Here is a 17,545-nt window from a genome sequence, read left to right on the forward strand (position 1 = left end):
GGATTTTGCCGCGATTTCCGCGAAATTCAGCGAATGAACTGGTCGATATAGTCCACCCCGAGGCCGTTGGCGCTGTAATGGGCGCGGCACTTGTCGATCCGGGTGAAGACGTCGTCGAAGCCGGTCACATTGCCGTCCGGGTCCACATAGATCATCGCGCCATTCACCTGGAACAGGGTGATCATCTCTTCCACATGGGGGTCGACCACGAGGGTGTGGGTCTCGCCCGGCGCCTCATAGACATAGCCGCCCTCTGTGGCGATCCAATCATGCTCGAGATAGCGCCAGGAGCCCTTGATGACATAGCCGTGCACCGGCAGCGGGTGGCGGTGGCGGGAAAGCACGCCGGCCTTGCGCACCTTCAGTAGGTTCATCCAATAGCCGCTGGAGGCGGAGAGCAGCAGCGGGCGGAACCACACGTTCTCTTCCAGCGGCACCCACACGCGCTCGTCGGTGGGGATGGCGTTCGGCACCACCAGTTCAGGGCGCGCCTCGGCCGGCTGGGGTTTGCGATAGGGCTGCCACTTCTCGTCGATGGGGTCGGCGGGGCGGGGCTGGGGCTGGGTCATTTTTCGGTTTCCTCCCGGTTCGGGCGATCGCGGTTATCCGCTTGCCGGCATGGTAGCAAAGACGGGGACGGCGTGCTGTGCGCCGGCGCGGAGGCCGGCGCGCGAGATATGTCCTGGCGTGTGTCGGGCCGTGTTCCTGCCCCCCTCACCCCGGCCCTCTCCCCGGCGGGGAGAGGGGGGCATTGCGGCCTGAGCGGTGGGGCTCCCTCTCCCGCTTGCGGGGGAGGGTCAGGGAGGGGGAAGGCGATGGGAGAGGGGGGCATTGCGGCCTGAGCGATGGGGCTCCCTCTCCCGCGTGCGGGGGAGGGGTGGGGAGGGGGCCGCGCAGCGGGGCGATCCGCCGGGTCGGCGGCCCTGCGGATGTTGGCCCCGATTTTCGCCTTGGGTTTCTTGCGGCGCTGCCGTCTTCCCCCTCCCTGACCCTCCCCCGCGAGCGGGAGAGGGGACGGCGATGGGAGAGGGGGCGTTGCGGCTTGAGCGGTGGGGCTGCCTCTCCCGCGTGCGGGGGAGGGGATGGCGATGGGAGAGGGGCGTTGCGGCTTGAGCGGTGGGGCTCCCTCTCCCGCTTGCGGGGGAGGGGTGGGGAGGGGGCCGCGCAGCGGGGCGATCCCGCCGGGGTTTGGCTTTGGTCGTTCCCGGCTTTTGGCGGCGGTGCTTTTCGTCGCTGCCGCTTTCCCCCTCCCTGACCCTCCCCCGCAAGCGGGAGAGGGGATGGCCGGGAAAGGGCCGCCGACCGCTCAGCCCCGGTCGCCGCCGATGGCGCTGAGCACCACGTCCTCGATGCCGGCGGCGTCGAGCTTGTAATGTGCGTAGAGATGGGTCGGCGGGGCGATCAGGCTGTATTCGTCGTGGATGCCGTGACGGATCAGTTTTACGCCCGCGCCCACCTCGGTCAGCACTTCGGCCACCGCGCTGCCGAGGCCGCCGAGCACATTGTGCTCCTCGGCCGTCATCAGCACCTTGGAGCGCGCGGCCGCCTTCAGGATCGCCGCCTTGTCGATGGGCTTGATGGTGGGCATGTCGATGACCCCCACCGAGCGGCCCGCCGCATTCAGCTTGCGCGCCGCCTCCAGCGCCGAATGCACCGGCAGGCCGCAGGCGATGATGGTGATTTCATCGCCGGGGAAATGCTCGATGGCCTTGCCGAATTCAAAAGTCACATCCGGCCCGTAGACATCGGGCTCGCGGCCGCGGCCGATGCGGAAATAGATCGGCTCGGGATAGTGCGCCGAGGCCTTGATGGCGGCGGCGAGCTGCGGGCCGTCGGCGGGCGAGACCACGGTGAGGTCCGCGATCGCGCGCATGGTGGAAATGTCCTCGGTGGCATGATGCGAGGTGCCGTAGAAACCGAGCGAAATGCCCGTGTGGTGGCCGATGAGCCGCACCGGCTGGCCGCAATATGCGACATCCATGCGGATCTGCTCGCAGCACAGAAGCCCGAGGAAGGAGGCGAAGGTCGCCACATAGGGCTTGAGCCCGGTGGTGGCGAGGCCGGCCGCCGCCGTAACCATGTTCTGCTCGGAAATGCCGAACTGGATGTAGCGCTCGGGAAAACGCTTGGCGAACTTGGCGAGGCCGTTTGAATATTGCAGGTCGGCGGAACCGGCGACCACCGGCTCGCCGGCTTCCGCCAGCGCGATCAGCGCATCCGACAGATGGCTGAGGCCGGGAGTCTTGGCGTTGATTTCCCGGTATTGCCAGGAATTGGGCGAGAGTGGACGGCTGGCGATGGGAGGATTGGGGGACAGGGTTTCGCTCATGGTTCAGATGTCCCTGTTCATGATTTCTGCGACCGCGTTCTTCGCGTCGGAGGGATCGAGATAGCCGAGGTGCCAGCCGGGCTCGGTCTCCATGTAGGACACACCCTTGCCCTTCACGGTGCGGGCGATGATACAGCAGGGCTTGGTGCGGGCTTCGTCGGCCTTCACCTGGCGCAGCAGGGTGGTCAGCTCTTCGAGATTGTGCCCGTCCACGATGTGCACCTCCCAGCCGAAGGCGCGCCATTTCTCGTCCAGCGGCTCGATGCCCATGACATCGTCCACCGCGCCGTCCAGCTGGAAGCCGTTGCGGTCGACGATCGCCACCAGCCGGGAGGCCTTGTGATGGGCGGCGGAAAGGGCCGCTTCCCACACCTGGCCCTCCTGCATCTCACCATCGCCCAGCATGACGAACACGTTGAAATTAAGCTTTTGCATACGCCCGCCGAGCGCCATACCGAGGCCGGCGGAAAGGGCATGGCCGATGGAGCCGGAGGAGAAATCGATGCCCGGCACCTTGCGCATGTCGGGATGGTCGCCGAGCGGGTTGCCGAGGCGGGTGTAATTGTCCAGCACCTCTTTCGCGATGTAGCCGAACTCGGCCAGGATCGGGAACAGGCCGACGGCGGCGTGGCCCTTGCCCATCAGGAAGCGGTCGCGATCCGGGCGGGTCGGATTGCCCTTTTCGATGTCCATGATGTCGTAATAGAGCGCCGCGAAAATCTCGGCGGCGCTGAAGACCGAGCTGTAATGGCCGACCTTGGCCACTTCGATGAGCCGGATGGTCTCCAGGCGCACGAAGCGCGCTTTTTCCCGCAGCATCGCGATGGTTTCCGGGGTGGGCCGGAAATTCGACGCGCGATGGTCGGGCGGTGAGGATGGGCTTGCGGCCGCGCTCATATGGGCTCCCAAATGTTCCGGCCGCCTTCGCGGTGCGAGGGTGCGGGCGGCTTGATGCGGCGAAGCGGTGCTTTCGCGCTTCGTCCAGCTAGTCATAAAATATGATATATCCTTGTGCAAGGAGATCCGGCGTTGTCCCCCTCACCCCGGCCCTCTCCCCGGCGGGGAGAGGAGGGTCGTTTCCCGCCCTGGCCGGTCCCACCTCTCCCCACCGGAGAGGTCGCCCGCGTGCGGGCGGGTGACGGGGCTGTGCGCCCGCTTTGAGGCGATGCGGCGTTTGCGGCGGGTACCCCTCACCCCAACCCTCTCCCCGGTGGGGAGAGGGGGAATTCCGCCGTCTTCACCTCTCCCAGGCGGGGAGAGGTCGCCCGCGTGCGGGCGGGTGAGGGGGCCGCGCTCGTCGGGACGGCGCAACCCTCCGGCTGTTTCTTCCGGCCCGCGAATTGCGGATCACTCATACACGATATATCATATTCTAATCGAAATGCGATGGCCGTTGGCAGGGCATTGGCATGTCGTCAAAATCACATCTGGCGCGGTCAACGCGCCATCGAGGAAGAGCAATGATGAAGGTCTTCGGAGCCCCGCGTCGCTACATTCAGGGCGCGGGCGCGCTCGATCATCTGGGCACCGAACTCGCCCGCATCACCACCGATGCGGTGCTGGTGATCGACCCGTTCATCGACGCCGCCCATGGCGCGCGGATCGCGCAAGCCTGCGCGGCGGCGGGGGTGGACCTGCGGCGCATTCCCTTCGGCGGCGAAAGCTCGCCCACCGAGGTGGACCGGCTGGTGGCGGAATGCGGCGCGCGCGTGCCGAGCCTGGTGGCGGCGGCCGGCGGCGGGAAATGCATCGACGCCGGCAAGGCGCTCGCCGGGCGGCTCGGCGCCAAGGTCGCGACCATCCCCACCATCGCCTCCACCGACGCGCCCACCAGCCACAATTACGTGCTCTATGACGAACACCACCGCCTGCTGGCGGTGGAGAAGCTCCCCGCCAATCCCGACCTCGTGGTGGTGGATACGCAGGTGATCGCCCAGGCGCCGCGCCATCTGTTCCTCGCCGGCATTGGCGATGCGGTGGTGAAGCTGTTCGAGGTGGAACGCTGCGTGCGCGCCAAGGGCAAGAACATCTATGGCGGCGCGCCGGTGGAAAGCGCGCTGATCCTCGCGCGCGGATGCTACGACATCCTGCGCGCCCATGCCGAGGACGCGCTCGCCGCCGTGGACCGCAAGAGCGCCGACGATGCGCTCGATCTGGTGGTGGAGGCCACCGTTCTGATGAGCGGGCTCGCGTTCGAAAGCGGCGGTCTCTCCATCTCCCATTCCATGACGCGCGGGCTCTCCGCCGTGCCGAAATATGCCAATGCCCTCCATGGCTTGCAGGTGGCCTATGGCGGGCTCGTGCAATTGGTCCTGGAAGGCCGGGACGAGGCCTTCATGGACGACATCATCGCCTTCTATGGCCGCATCGGCCTTCCCGTGAGCCTTGCCGCGCTCGCCGGCGCGGGGCCGACGGGCGAGGAAGCCGAGACCATCGCGCGCCTCACGCTGACCGCGCCCCACGCCCGCCATTTCCCCCGCGTGCTGGACGAGGCCGAGATCGTCGCCGCCATCCTCGCGCTGGAAGCGCGCGCGGGCAGCGCGTCGCAGGCGCTGCGGGCGGCAATATGATATATGTTTTGAGGGTTTAAGTAGGGAATCGCGGGATCAGATGGCCGAGCTGCAGCAAGTCGAGAAAGAGAATCTGTCGGCGCGGGTCTATGGCCGCATCCGGCGGGCGCTGATCGACGGGCAGTTCGAGCCCGGCGAGCGCCTGCGCATCTCGGCGCTGGCGGCCGAACTCGGCACCAGCATCACCCCCGTGCGCGAGGCGATCTTCCGCCTCGTGAGCGAGCAGGCGCTGGAGATGAAGGCCGCCACCGCCATCCACGTGCCGCTGCTGGATTCAGAGCGCCTGCAGGAGATCCAGCTCATCCGCGTGCAGCTTGAAGGGGTGGCGGCGGCGCGGGCGGCGCGGCTGATCACCGACAAGCAATTGCGCAAGCTGGAAGCGATCCAGGCCGAATTCATCGAGGCCGCGGCGACCAATCCCAAGAAAGCCAGCATCAAGAATCGCGACTTCCATTTCGCGCTGCTGGACATCGCCCAATTGCCGCGGGTGGAATCCATCGTCGAGAACATGTGGACGCTGATGGGGCCGCTCTTGAGCGTGTTCCATTCCACCATGCCGCCGCGCCAGATCGCCGGCAAGGAGCACAAGCATTACGACGTGCTCACCGCGCTGCGCGCCCGCGATCCGGCCGCCGCGCGCGAGGCGATCCAGGCGGATATCGAATGGGGCCGCGTGCTGGTGGCCTGGGTGGAGGCGCAATCGCGTGCGCCCGCCGGCAAGGATGGCGCGGCGCAGCGGCTGGGATAGGCGCAGTTTGCTCACGGCCCGTGCGGCCCGATTTCCCCCTCCCTAACCCTCCCCCGCACGCGGGAGAGGGGATCTATGGCTCGTGCGGGTGAGGCGGTTCGATCAGCGCCAATGCGCTCCCTCTCCCGCGTGCAGGGCAGGGATGGGGAGGGGGCAGGCGGAGAGGGGAGCACGCTCGTGCCGCCCTCGCGTCCCGGCCCAGCGACGGCGGAGCCGGAGCGCTGAGCCGGGACCCAGCACACGGCTCCTGCGCAGCAGGCAAACCGCGCCGCGCGCTCCTCTAAGGAAGCGCCTTCGGCGGCGTCCTTGCGCTGGGTCCCGGCTCGCGTTCCGCGCCAGAGGCGCTGCACTTGACCGGGATGCGTTCCGCGCCGCGGGCGTTGCACTTGGCCGGGATGCAATCGCCGGCCTGCTCAGGCGATGCCGTAGCCGCCGTCCACCGGAATGATCGCGCCGGTCACATAGCCCGCCGCCGGCGAGAGCAGGAAGTTCACCACCTCAGCCACGTCCGCCGGCGAACCCCAGCGCTGCATGGGAATGCGCGCCATGATGGGCGCCGCGCGCTCGGGATTTTGCAAGGCGCCGGCCGAGAGGCGGGTTTCGATCCAGCCCGGCGCCACCGCATTCACGCGGATCTGTTCCGGCGCCAGCGCCACCGCCAGCGAGCGGGTCAGCTGCACAATCGCGCCCTTGGACGAGGCATAGGCCGGGTTCCGCCCCGAGCCGAAATAGCTCCACATGGAGGCGATGTTCACCACGCTGCCGCCCGCCGCCGCCAGCGCCTGGCGGAACGCCATGGTGACGAGATGAGAGCCGGTGAGGTTGACGTCGAGCACCCGGCGGAAGCCCTCCGGCTCGAATTCCTTCATGTCGTGCAGGATCATGCCGGCGCAGTTCACCACCGCCGACACCTCGGAATAGCGCGCGGCGAGCGCGGCGATGGCGGCGGCGTCGGTCACGTCCAGCTCGGCGAAGTCGAGCGCGAAATCCGCATCCTTGTCGCGGCCGACCGCGAGCGGCGTATAGCCCGCCTCAAGGAGGCGTTCCGCGACCGCGCGGCCGATGCCGGTGCCGCCCCCGGTGACGATGGCGATCTTGGTGCTGCTCACGAAAGGTCTCCGTCCCTGTGTCTCTTTGTGGCGGCCGTCACAGGCCGAGATAGCTGGCGCGCAGATGGTCGTCCGCGAGCAGTTCCGCCCCGGTGCCGCTCAGCGTCATAACGCCATTCTCAAGCACATAGCCGTAATCGGCCATTTCCAACACCTGGAATACGTTCTGCTCGATGATCAGGATCGTGAGATCGCGCTCCTTGATCTTGGCGATGCTCTCGAACAGGCGATCCACCATGATGGGGGCGAGGCCGAGCGAGGGCTCGTCCAGCGCCAGCACGCGCGGCAGGGCCATGAGCGCACGGCCCACCGCCACCATCTGCTGCTGCCCGCCCGAGAGGGTGGAGGCGTTCAGCGCCTGGCGCTCGCGCAGGATGGGGAACAGCTCGAACACTTCCTCCAGCGTCTGGTCGCGGCGCGCGCGGGCGCGCGTGTTCTGCGCCCCCACCAGCAGGTTCTCGCGGATCGACATGCCGAGGAACAATTGCTTGCCCTCGGGCGACTGCACGAAGCCGCTTTCCACCACCTTGTGGGGCGGCAGGCAGAAGATGCTTTCGCCATAGAGCTTCGCCTCGCCCCGGTGCGGCCGCAGCAGGCCGGAGAGGGTGCGCAGCAAGGTGGACTTGCCGGCGCCGTTGGCGCCGATCAAAGCGACGATGGTGCGCGGCTCCAGCACCAAATTGATGCCGCGCAGCACGTCCTGGTCGCCATAGCCGGACCACAGGTCGCGGACCTCAAGCGCGGGCGTCGACATAGCGCTCTCCGAAATAGGCTTTGAGGACGTCCGGCTGGCGCACCACCTCCTTGGGCGGGCCGTCGGCGATCAGCTTGCCATAGTCGAGCACGATCACCCGGTCCGACAGGCCCATGATGACCTTCATCACATGCTCCACGATCAGGATGGTGATGCCGAGGTCGCGCACCTTGCGCACCAGATGCACCATCTCGCCGGCTTCGTTGGGGGTGGCGCCGGCCACCACCTCGTCCATCAAAAGCAGGCGCGGCTTGGTGGCGAGCGCGCGGCCCAATTCCAGCTTGCGGCGGTCGAAGGCGGTGAGGTCGTCGGCGTCGGTGTGGGCCTTTGCGCCCATGTCGAGGAAGTCCACCACCTTCTGCGCCTCGGCGCGGGCTTGCGCCTCCGCCGACGTGCGCACGAAGCTGCCGACCATCACATTCTCCAGCACGCTGAGCCCGCCGAACGGCTTGGAGAGCTGGAAGGTGCGCGCGATGCCGAGCCGGCAGATGTCCCACGGCTTGAGATTGGCGAGGCTGCGCCCCTCGAACAGGATTTCGCCGGTGTCCGAGCGAAGGGCGCCGGCGATCATGTTGAAGGCCGTGGTCTTGCCCGCGCCATTGGGGCCGAGCAGCCCGAGGATCTCGCCCTGGTTCAAGTGGAATGACAAGGTGGAGACCGCCTGCACGCCGCCGAACCTTTTGGAAATGCCCTTCACGTCCAGGATTTTCTGCGTCGCGCTCATTGTCCCTTGCCCTCCAGCGCGTCGGCCTTCACGCCGGTGCGGCTTGCCGCCGGCTTGGCCTTGCGCCCGTTCAGCAGGCGTTGCAGCGGCACGATGATCCCCTTCGGAAAATAGATCACGGCCAGGATGAGCATCAGCCCGTAGAGGACCAGATGCAGGCCGAGGAAACTGCCGCCGATGGTGGCGCGCACCATCTCGCCGATGGGATGCAGCAGCAGCGCGCCCAGCGTCGGCCCGAGGATGGTGCCCTGGCCGCCGACGATGGTCATGATGGCCATGTCGATGGAGAGGTCGATGCCCATGTTCCGCTCCGGATTGATGTAGCGGAACAGCTGCGCGTAATAGGCGCCGCCGAGGCCGGTGAGGAAGGCGCTGATGGCGAGCGCGGTGAGGCTGTAGCGGGTGGGATCGACGCCCAGCGCCTCCGCCCCGTCGCGGTCGCCGCGAATGGCTTTGAGATAAAAGCCGAGGCGCGAACGCTCCATCAAGGCGGTCGCCGCCATCACGCCCACGAGCATGGCGAGGATGATGTAATAATAGGGCACCTTGCCGTCGAACTGAAAGGCGAGGAAGCTTGAGCCCCCCACCGGCGGCACTGTGAGCCCCTGCGCGCCCTTCAGCGGAATGCCCAGGAAATCGTCGGTATTCTCCAGCCAGATGCGCAGGATTTCCGCGAACGCGATGGTGGTCAGCGTGAAATAGGGCCCCTTCAGGCGGAAGGTGGCATAGCCCACCGGCACCGAGAGCAGGGCCGCGAACGCCCCGCCCGCCAGCATGCCAATCCAGGGCGTCACGCCGAGCTGGGTGAACAGCAGCACGGTGACATAGCCCGCCACCCCGGCGAAGGCGGAATGGCCAAGCGAGAGCTGGCCCACATAGCCGCACACGAAGTTCCAGGACGAGGCCATATAGGCGAAGAACAGGACCATCGCCATGGAGTGCAGAATGTAGCTGTCGGTCACGAACAGCGGGATCGCGAGGGCGAGCGCCAGCAGCGGCAGGCCGAGGACGAAGGTGATTTTGGTGCGCATGGGAAACCTCAGGCCCGGCCCATGAGGCCGGCCGGCCGCAGCAGCAGGATCGCGATGAACAGGCCGAACGAGAAGATCGCGGCCGAGGTCGCCGTGACGAATTGCGAGGCGACGGATTCGAACACGCCCAGCAGCAGGCCGCCGAGGATCGAGCCGGGGATCGAGCCGATGCCGCCCAGCACCACCACCAGGAACGACTTGATGCCGAACGACAGGCCGATGTTCGGCGTGATGGAGAAGAACGGCACCAGCAACGCGCCGAACAGGCCGAGCACCGCGCAGCCGAGGCCGAAGGTGACGTTATAGACCCTCTGCACATTGATGCCGGAAAGCGAGGCGGCATCGCGGTTCTGCGCGGTGGCGCGGATCGCCCGTCCCATCTCCGAATGCTTCAGCCAGAAGGACAGCGCCGCCGCCACCACGATGGCGGCCAAAAATCCGACAAGGCGGGCGAGATTGATGGGCAGGCCGGCGACGAAGATCGATTCATAGGTGATGTCGACCGCCACCGAGCGCACGTCCGGCCCGAAGGCCATGAGCACGATATTGTCCACCACCAGATAGACGCCGGCGGTGAGTAGCAGCGCGCTGGTGGGCTCCACCACCAGGGCGCGCTCGCGCTTGAACAGCGGCGAGATCACCACGCCCTGCACGAAATAGCCGACCACGAACAGGAACGGCACGGTGGCGAGAATGCTCACATACGGATGCAGGCCGAGGCTCGCCCACAGCAGATAGGAGCAATACATGGCCAGCATCAGGAACGAGCCATGGGCGAAATTGATCACCCGCATGACGCCAAAGATCAGGCTCAGCCCCAGCGCCACCCCGCCATAGATGCCGCCGATCAAAAGCCCGTTAATGACCGCGAACGAGAGGGTCAACAGATCCATATATCAAACTCCCGTAAGGTCATTTGGTCGGCGGGATGAGGCGTTGCTTTGGACGAAGGCCGGGGGCGTGCGGCCTCTGCTTCGTTTCCCCCTCCCTAGCCCTCCCCCGCAAGCGGGAGAGGGGACGGATGCAGTCCTCGCCCGCACGCCGAAGCAAGAACCCGTGCAGCATCGGCGGGTGAAAGGGTCGACGATTAGTTTCGCGCGCTCCCTCTCCCGCTTGCGGGGGAGGGCTGGGGAGGGGGCACCGGGAGCGGGGGGCGATGCTTTTCCCAATGCCAGACGCGCCCTCCACAGAGGCTCATGCGCGTCTTGACTGCTCCGCAGGTGTTGTCCCTGGGTCCCGGCTCGGCGCTCCGGCTGCGCCGTCGCTGGTCCGGGACGCGAATGCGCCCCGGCGTCTACACCCCGGCTTCCCCGGCGCTTTGAAAAAGACCGGCGGGACCTTGCGGCCCCGCCGCTCAGGCGGGGGTCAGCGCTTGGACCAGTCCGGCACGGGCCACACCGGCTTGGTGGTGGCGGCGCGGTTTTCCAGCGGCCACACGGTGAGGCGTTCGCCACCGATATTCTCGGAGATCACCCCGTGCGCGAAGGTGTTCTGCCCCTGGTCGTCGAACTTGATGCGCTGGTAGCCCACGATCAGCGGCATGCCGGAGGTGATGTCAGTGGCGGCCAGCGCATCGCGGATCTTCTCGCGATCGGCGGAGGCGGCGCGCTCCAGCACATCCTTGATGATGTACATGTTGGACACGCCCTGGGCGCCGTAGGAATTGATGTCGTAGCCGGCCAGCGTCTTGAAGCGGGCGTTGGCGTCAAGCACCTTCGGGTCCTGGTCGGTCTTCAGGCGGTCGATCTGCCAGTCTTCCTGCACGAACAGATAGTCCACGGCCTTCTGCGGCACGGCCTTATAATAAGACGGGTCTTCCGAGCCGCCGCCGACCGAGTGGATGCCGTAGGGAATATTGATCTTGTTCTCGAAATACTGGCGCGTGAACAGGATATGGTCCGGCGTATAGGCCACGACAATCAGCGCGTCCGGCTTGGAGGCGCGGATCTTCAGCAGCTGGGCGGTGAAGTCCACCTGGTTGGGCGGGAAGCTCTCGTCGAGCGTGATTTCGTAGCCGCGCTCCTTGGCGAACTTCTTGATGTTCGCCACATGCGAGCGGCCCCAGTCCGACCCCTCATAGAACAGGCCGATGGTCTTCGGGCCCTGTCCGCTCTCCTTCTTGAGGAGGTCGATGGCGTCGAGCTGCTCGCGCGCGTCGTAGGTGGCCTTGTTGTTGGGGCGGAACACGTATTTGAAGCCGCGCTCGGTGATTTCGTCTTTCACCGATCCCGTGACGATCCAGGGCGTCTTGTAGCGCTCGGCCACCTCGGTCGCGGGGAAGGTGACGGCGCTGTTATAGGCGCCGACGAGCAGCGAGACGTTCTCGCGCTGGATCAGCCGCTCGGTCTCGGAGGCGCCGATGTCGGGCTTGGACTGGCTGTCGGCGAAGATCAATTTCAGCTTGGCACCGCCCATGGAGGCGATGCCGCCGCTTTCATTGATCTGGTCGGCCGCGACCTGCGCGCCCATCTTGGTTTGGTTGCCGATGGTGGCGGAGCCGCCGGAGAGCGGAAGGACGAAGCCGATCGTGACCTCGGCCGGCTTCTGCGCCGGCGCCTGGGCATGGCCGGCTGCGGGCGCGAAGGCGGCGCCGGCCAACAGGGCAGCGGCAAAGCCCCATGCCTTGGATGATGACAAGGTGAGCATTTTTCCTCCCAGATGCATGACCGTTCCCGGCGGGGTCGACCTTCTTATTAGTATGCATGATATATCATGTTTTGCCGCGAGCCTGTCAAGCTGCCGGGCGGGAAGGGGTTTGGGAGGATTGGGGATTCCTGCTCCCCGGCGCCAGGTCGCGCGGGGGAGGTCGGGCAAGGGGCGCGGGGCGGGGCCGGCCGGGAGACACGCGGCCCGCACGGGAACGGCCCATGCGGCCGTTCCCGATGTCGGTTCAGATGTTGGTCTTGTCGGCGCCCTTCAGTTGCAGGATCTGCCGCGCTTCGTCGGGGGTGGCGATCTCCAGGCCCAGGCCCTCGATGATCTTGCGCGCGAGCTTCACCTGGTCGGCATTGGAGGTGGCAAGCTTGCCGCGCCCGGCCCAGAGCGAATCCTCAAGCCCCACCCGCACGTTGCCGCCCATGGACGCGGACATGCCGGCGATCGGCAATTGGTGGCGCCCGGCGCCCAGCACCGACCAGCGATACTGATCGCCGAACAGCCGGTCGCAGGTGCGCTTCATATGCATGACGTCTTCCGGGTGCGGGCCGATGCCGCCCAGCAGCCCGAACACCGACTGCACGAACAAAGGCGGCTTCACCAGGCCCCGGTCGAGGAAATGGGCGAGATTGTAAAGGTGCCCGATGTCGTAGCATTCGAACTCGAAGCGGGTGCCGTTGTCGTAGCAGGTCTGGAGGATATATTCGATATCCTTGAACGTATTGCGGAAGACGAGGTCCCGCGTGTTTTCCAGATGCGTACGCTCCCAGTCGAACTTGAACTCCGGATACTTGTCGAGCAAATGGAACAGGCCGAAATTCATCGAGCCCATGTTGAGCGAGGCGACTTCCGGCTTGAAGGTGGCGGCGGGCAGCACGCGCTCTTCCACCTTCATATAGGGGCTGCCGCCGGAGGTGATGTTGATCACCGCGTTCGTCGCCTGCTTGATGCGCGGCAGGAACCGGCCGAAGGCTTCCGGCGTCTGGTCCGGCTGCCCGGTTTCGGGATTGCGCGCGTGCAGATGCAGGATCGCGGCGCCCGCTTCCGCCGCGGCCAGCGCGTCGGCGACGATCTCGTCCGGCGTGATGGGCAGATGGGGCGACATGGTGGGGGTGTGGATCGCGCCGGTGACGGCGCAGGTGATCACCACCTTGCGCGGTCCGGTGGCGGCGGGGGTCTTCGTCTCAGCCATGAAGTCAGCCTTTCCTGAAAGAATTCAGAAGAAATTCAGAAGAAATTCAGAGGAGATTTCTTGGGCGCGCGTCACGCGCCGATATCGGTGGCGGCCTTGCGCTTGTGGGCGGCGAGCGCCATCAGCCGGCGGTCGCGCCACACCTGCCGCTCGGCGAGCTGGTCTTGCGGCAGGCGCGCGCGGCGCTCGGCGAGCACCTGCGCCATCACCGGCCCGGTCCAGTCCACCCGGTGCCATTGGCTGGGCGAGATGCGCTCATAGATCTGCTGGTAGCGCGCCGCATAATCGGCGACGCCGCCGGGCGCGTTGAGGTCGATGGTCTCGAACGGCCCCATGAACGACCAGCGCAGCGCCAGCCCCTCGCGGATGCCGACGTCGATGTCTTCCACGCTGGCATAGCCTTCCGCCACCAGGCGGAACGCCTCTTCCAGCAGGGCGCCCTGCATGCGGTTCATGACGAAGCCGTCCAGCTCGGTCTTCATCACGATGGGCGCCTGGCCGGCGGCGCGCATGAGATCGGCGGCGCGGGTCATGGTCTCGGCGCTGGTCCAGGGCGCGGGCACCACCTCCACCGCCGGGATCAGATAGGGCGGGTTGATGGGATGGCACACGCACACCCGCGCGCGGCCCTTCAAGTGTTCGGAAAAGGCCGAGGGCAGGAGCGCCGAGGTGGAGGAGGCAAGCACCGTGTTCGGCGCCGCGAGGCGGTCCAGCTCGGCGAACAAAGCGCGCTTCACGTCCAGCGCTTCCGGCGCGTTCTCCTGCACGTGCACGGCGCCATCCAGCGCCGCCCTATAGGAGGGCGCGGCGGAAAGGCGCGCGCGCACGGCGGCAGGCGTATCGCCGTTCAGCAGGCCGTTTTCGGCGAGCGACGGCAGGACGCCGTCGATATAGCCGAGCGCCGCCTCGGGCGCGCCCTGCGCCTGGTCGGCGAGCGCCACGTCGAACCCGGCGCGGGCGAAGGTGATGGCCCAGGCGCGGCCGATGAAGCCGGAGCCGATGATGGCGATCTTGGTCATGGATGGCCTTTCAGATCATGGCGCTTGAAGATGGCGGGCAGTCCTGCTTCCCGTGTCCCGGCCCAGCGACGGCGCGCCGGAGCGCCGAGCCGGGACCCAGGGAAAAAGACGGCGCAGCCGGCGCACGCGCTGCGCGCTTGCGATGGAAGCGCCTGCGGCGGTTTTTTGCGCTGGGTCCCGGCTCTGCGTTCCGCGCCTGCGGCGCTGCACTTGGCCGGGACGCGGGTGGGTTTCTCCGGCATGTGCGGGTGCGTCCCGGCCCAGCGACGGCTTTGCCGGAGCGCCGAGCCGGGACCCAGGGAGAAGCCGGCGCAGCCGGCGCATGCCCTTGCGCGCCTGCGATCGAAGCGCCTGCGGCGGTTTTTTGCGCTGGGTCCCGGCTCTGCGTTCCGCGCCTGCGGCGCTGCACTTGGCTGGGACGCGGGTGGGTTTCTCCGGCATGCGTGTCCTGCGTCCCGGCCCAGCGACGGCCTTGCCGGAGCGCCGAGCCGGGACCCAGGGGAGACGGCGGCGCAGCCGGCGCACGCGCTGCGCGCTTGTGCGATGGAAGCGCCTGCGGCGGTTTTTTGCGCTGGATCCCGGCTCTGCGTTCCGCGCCTGCGGCGCTGCACTTGGCTGGGACGCGGGTGGGTTTCTCCGGCATGCATGTCCTGCGTCCCGGCCCAGCGACGGCTTTGCCGGAGCGCCGAGCCGGGACCCAGGGGAGAAGACGGCGCAGCCGGCGCACGCGCTGCGCGCTTGTGATGGAAGCGCCTGCGGCGGGTTTGTGCGCTGGGTCCCGGCTCGCGTTCCGCGCCTGCGGCGCTGCACTTGGCTGGGACGCGCAACTTCCCTCACAGCCACAGCACCTTGCGCCGCAGGTCGAGGTCGCGCGCCAGCGGGCGGGCGGGGCCTTCGTGCATCACCTGCCCGCGCTCCAGCACCACCGCGCGGTCGGCGAGATTCAGCACCACGTCGAGATGATGATCCACGATCACCAGGGAGAGCTGGTGGCGCAGCCGGTCGAAGGCGTCGAACAATTCCTCGGTCACCGCCGGAGAGAGCCCCTCGAACGGCTCGTCCAGCAGCAGCACGCGGGTGTCGCCCATGAGCGCGCGGGCGACCGCCACCATCTGCTGCTCGCCGCCGGAGAGCAGGTCGGCCGCCGTATCCAGGCGCACCTTCAGGCGCGGGAAAAGATCGAGCACTTCTTCTTCCGAGAAGTGACGCCCCGCGCCAGTGATGCGCTTCAGCCGGCCCAGCTCCAGATTGTGGCGCACGCTCATGCCGTGGAACAGCGCCCGGCCCTGGGGGACATAGCCGACCCCGTGTCGCGCGATGGCGGCGGAGGAGAGGCCGGCGAGTTCTCCGCCCGCGAGGCGCACCGAGCCAGAGGCAGGCTTCACGATGCCGACGATGGTCTTGAGCAAGGTGGACTTGCCGGCGCCGTTGCGGCCCAGCAGGGCGACGATCTCGCCCTCGCGCGCCACCATGGACACTTCGGTGAGAATGCGGCTCTTGCCGTAGAAGGCATCCACCTTCGACAGTTCCAGCATGACGGTGTCGGTCGCCGCCGTGGCGAGGTCGCGGGAGGCGAGCGCCGCCGCGCCGGAGCCGATATAGACGTCCTGCACGCGCTTGTCGGAGCGCGCGTCCTCCACCGTGCCGTCCACCAGCACCGCGCCGTCGGCCATCACGGTGACCGCGTCGGCCAATTCGAACACCCGGTCGATGTCGTGTTCCACCAGCAGCACCGGCACCTCGCCGGAAATCTGCTTGATGAGGTTGGAGACGCGCGTGCGCTCGGCCGCGGCAAGGCCGGCCAAAGGCTCGTCCAGCAGCAGCACGCGGGGCCGCGAGGTGAGCGCCAGCCCCATGTCCAACAACCGCTGGCCGCCATAGGAGAGCGCGCCGGCTTCCGCCTTCTCCATGCCGGCGACGCCGAGAAAGGCGACCATCTCGCCGGTCTCGTGATGGATGTCGGGAATGTCCGCGATGTCGGTCCAGGGATCGAACCGGCGCTTGTGGGTCGCCTGCACGCCGAGGCGCAAATTCTCGTGCACCGAGAGGGTGGGAAACAGATTGGTGATCTGGAACGAGCGCGCCAGCCCCTTGGCGCACACCTTGTGGGGCGGCAGCCCGTCGATGCGCTCGCCGGCCAGGCGGATCTCGCCGGAATCCGGGCGAAACATGCCGGAAATCAGGTTGAAAGCGGTGGTCTTGCCGGCGCCGTTGGGGCCGATCAGGGCATGCAGCGTGCGGTCCTTCACCGCCACCGCGCCGGAGCGCACCGCCTTGATGCCGCCGAACGCGCGGGCGAGGTCCTTCGCCTCCAGCAGCGCCCCGGCGCCGGTCCAGCGCGGCTGGCTGCGCAGCGAGGCGGGCAAGGGGCGCAGCTCCGCGCCGGTGCGCGCGCCCATGGCCGAGCCCTGCTCGCGCTTCTTCAAAACCGGCGCCAGCAGGCGGCCGGCAACGCCCACGAGGCCGGTGGGCGAGAACACGATAAAGGCGACGAACAGCAGGCCGAAGTAAAACAGCCAGTCCGGCGTCCACATGGAGAGGAATTCGCGGAACAGCACGAAGAACAGCGCGCCCAGCGCCGGGCCGAGGAACGAGCGCATGCCGCCGATCACCACCATGGCCAGCAATTCGCCGGAAAAGGCGATGCTCACCGGGTCGGCCGAGGCAAAGCGATGGTGGAACACCATCAACCCGCCGGCGAGCGCCGTGAGCCCGGCCGAGAGCACGAAGCAGGCGACCTTGTAGAGCGTCGTGTCATAGCCGATGAAGCGCGCCCGCTGCTCATTCTCGCGGATCGCCACCAGCACCGCGCCCAGGGGCGAGCGCACGAACCGCTGGAGGCCGTAGACCGCGATGAGCGTGACCAGCGCCACCACCAGATAGAACGGCCACGCGCGTTCCAGATCGAGCCCGAAGGCGGTGCCGCGCTTCACGCCGCCGAGCCCGTTCTCGCCGCCGGTCAGGTCGGTCCAGCGGAAGGCGACGGTGTAGAGCAGAGCGGTGAAGGCGAGGGTGAGCAGCGAGAAATAGACGCCGCGCCGGCGCAGCACCACGAAGCCGATGGGGATGGCGGTCAGCGTCACCAGCAGCGCCGCCGGCACCACCAGGATCATACCGGATTCGGGAAATACGTGGCGCTGGAGCAGCGCCGCCGCATAGGCGCCGAGGCCGAACCATGCGCCGTGGCCGAACGAGACCAGGCCGGTGTAGCCCACCAGCAGGTTCAGCGCCATGCAGGCGAGCGCCAGCACCACGATGTCGGTGGCGGAGGTCAGCGTCAGGCCGAGCGCCGTGACCAGATAGGGCAGGACCAGGAGACCCGCCGCGGCGATCAGGATATTGGCGTTCCGGGCGAGCATTGCGCTCCCTTTCGCGGGATCGGGGGAGGCGGGACGGGCGGTGTCGCGGCGGCTG

At 67.5% G+C, this 17,545-nt stretch carries 14 protein-coding genes; 2 read left to right on the top strand and 12 right to left on the bottom strand.

All coding sequences use genetic code 11. The annotated features are described in order from the left end of the window. Positions 1-26 precede the first annotated feature (26 nt). The 3 genes from V5F78_RS02510 to V5F78_RS02520 all read right to left on the bottom strand — a co-directional run bounded on the left by V5F78_RS02510 (position 27) and on the right by V5F78_RS02520 (position 3,226). Positions 27-569, bottom strand: a complete 543-nt coding sequence (locus V5F78_RS02510; protein WP_394066832.1) for a 2,4'-dihydroxyacetophenone dioxygenase family protein — start codon at positions 567-569, stop codon at positions 27-29. 737 nt (positions 570-1,306) lie between these two features. Continuing rightward, a complete protein-coding gene (locus V5F78_RS02515; protein WP_394066830.1) occupies positions 1,307-2,329 on the bottom strand; it encodes a transketolase family protein in 1,023 nt (340 codons plus the stop codon). 3 nt (positions 2,330-2,332) lie between these two features. Next, positions 2,333-3,226, bottom strand: coding sequence for a transketolase (locus V5F78_RS02520; RefSeq protein ID WP_394066828.1), 894 nt, complete (start codon positions 3,224-3,226; stop codon positions 2,333-2,335). Between the two features lie 563 nt (positions 3,227-3,789). Between V5F78_RS02520 and V5F78_RS02525 the strand changes: the two genes are divergently transcribed. Further along, positions 3,790-4,899 carry a glycerol dehydrogenase gene (locus V5F78_RS02525; RefSeq protein WP_509276533.1) on the top strand — a complete coding sequence of 370 codons (1,110 nt, stop codon included), beginning with the start codon at positions 3,790-3,792 and terminating at the stop codon, positions 4,897-4,899. 40 nt (positions 4,900-4,939) lie between these two features. Next, positions 4,940-5,647 carry a GntR family transcriptional regulator gene (locus V5F78_RS02530; protein ID WP_394066824.1) on the top strand — a complete coding sequence of 236 codons (708 nt, stop codon included), beginning with the start codon at positions 4,940-4,942 and terminating at the stop codon, positions 5,645-5,647. Between the two features lie 413 nt (positions 5,648-6,060). Here the strand turns inward: V5F78_RS02530 and V5F78_RS02535 are convergent, their stop codons facing one another. From V5F78_RS02535 to V5F78_RS02575, 9 genes are all read right to left on the bottom strand, one after another. Further along, positions 6,061-6,756, bottom strand: a complete 696-nt coding sequence (locus tag V5F78_RS02535) for an SDR family NAD(P)-dependent oxidoreductase (protein ID WP_394066822.1) — start codon at positions 6,754-6,756, stop codon at positions 6,061-6,063. 37 nt (positions 6,757-6,793) lie between these two features. Beyond that, on the bottom strand, positions 6,794-7,510 hold the full coding sequence (locus V5F78_RS02540; protein WP_394066820.1) for an ABC transporter ATP-binding protein: 717 nt from the start codon (positions 7,508-7,510) through the stop codon (positions 6,794-6,796). Further along, positions 7,491-8,234 carry an ABC transporter ATP-binding protein gene (locus tag V5F78_RS02545; RefSeq protein WP_394066819.1) on the bottom strand — a complete coding sequence of 248 codons (744 nt, stop codon included), beginning with the start codon at positions 8,232-8,234 and terminating at the stop codon, positions 7,491-7,493. The genes V5F78_RS02540 and V5F78_RS02545 overlap by 20 nt, the downstream gene beginning before the upstream one ends. Continuing rightward, positions 8,231-9,265, bottom strand: coding sequence for a branched-chain amino acid ABC transporter permease (locus V5F78_RS02550; RefSeq protein WP_394066818.1), 1,035 nt, complete (start codon positions 9,263-9,265; stop codon positions 8,231-8,233). Before V5F78_RS02550 ends, V5F78_RS02545 begins: the two co-directional genes overlap by 4 nt. Positions 9,266-9,273: 8 nt before the next feature. Continuing rightward, complete coding sequence (locus V5F78_RS02555) at positions 9,274-10,158, bottom strand: branched-chain amino acid ABC transporter permease (protein WP_394014563.1); 885 nt, start codon at positions 10,156-10,158, stop codon at positions 9,274-9,276. A 472-nt stretch (positions 10,159-10,630) separates the two neighbouring features. Then, positions 10,631-11,911, bottom strand: a complete 1,281-nt coding sequence (locus V5F78_RS02560; protein ID WP_394066816.1) for an ABC transporter substrate-binding protein — start codon at positions 11,909-11,911, stop codon at positions 10,631-10,633. Between the two features lie 244 nt (positions 11,912-12,155). Beyond that, positions 12,156-13,112, bottom strand: a complete 957-nt coding sequence (gene kce, locus V5F78_RS02565; RefSeq protein ID WP_394066814.1) for a 3,5-dioxohexanoate:acetyl-CoA acetone transferase — start codon at positions 13,110-13,112, stop codon at positions 12,156-12,158. 71 nt (positions 13,113-13,183) lie between these two features. Further along, entirely contained in the window at positions 13,184-14,131 is a 948-nt protein-coding gene (locus V5F78_RS02570) for a 3-hydroxyacyl-CoA dehydrogenase (protein ID WP_394066812.1), read from the bottom strand. An 833-nt stretch (positions 14,132-14,964) separates the two neighbouring features. Further along, positions 14,965-17,490: a branched-chain amino acid ABC transporter ATP-binding protein/permease gene (locus V5F78_RS02575; RefSeq protein ID WP_394066905.1), complete on the bottom strand. Its 2,526-nt coding sequence runs from the start codon at positions 17,488-17,490 to the stop codon at positions 14,965-14,967. Positions 17,491-17,545 lie beyond the last annotated feature (55 nt).

The organism is Roseixanthobacter glucoisosaccharinicivorans, from assembly GCF_043195095.2.
Taxonomy (GTDB): domain Bacteria; phylum Pseudomonadota; class Alphaproteobacteria; order Rhizobiales; family Xanthobacteraceae; genus NCEH01.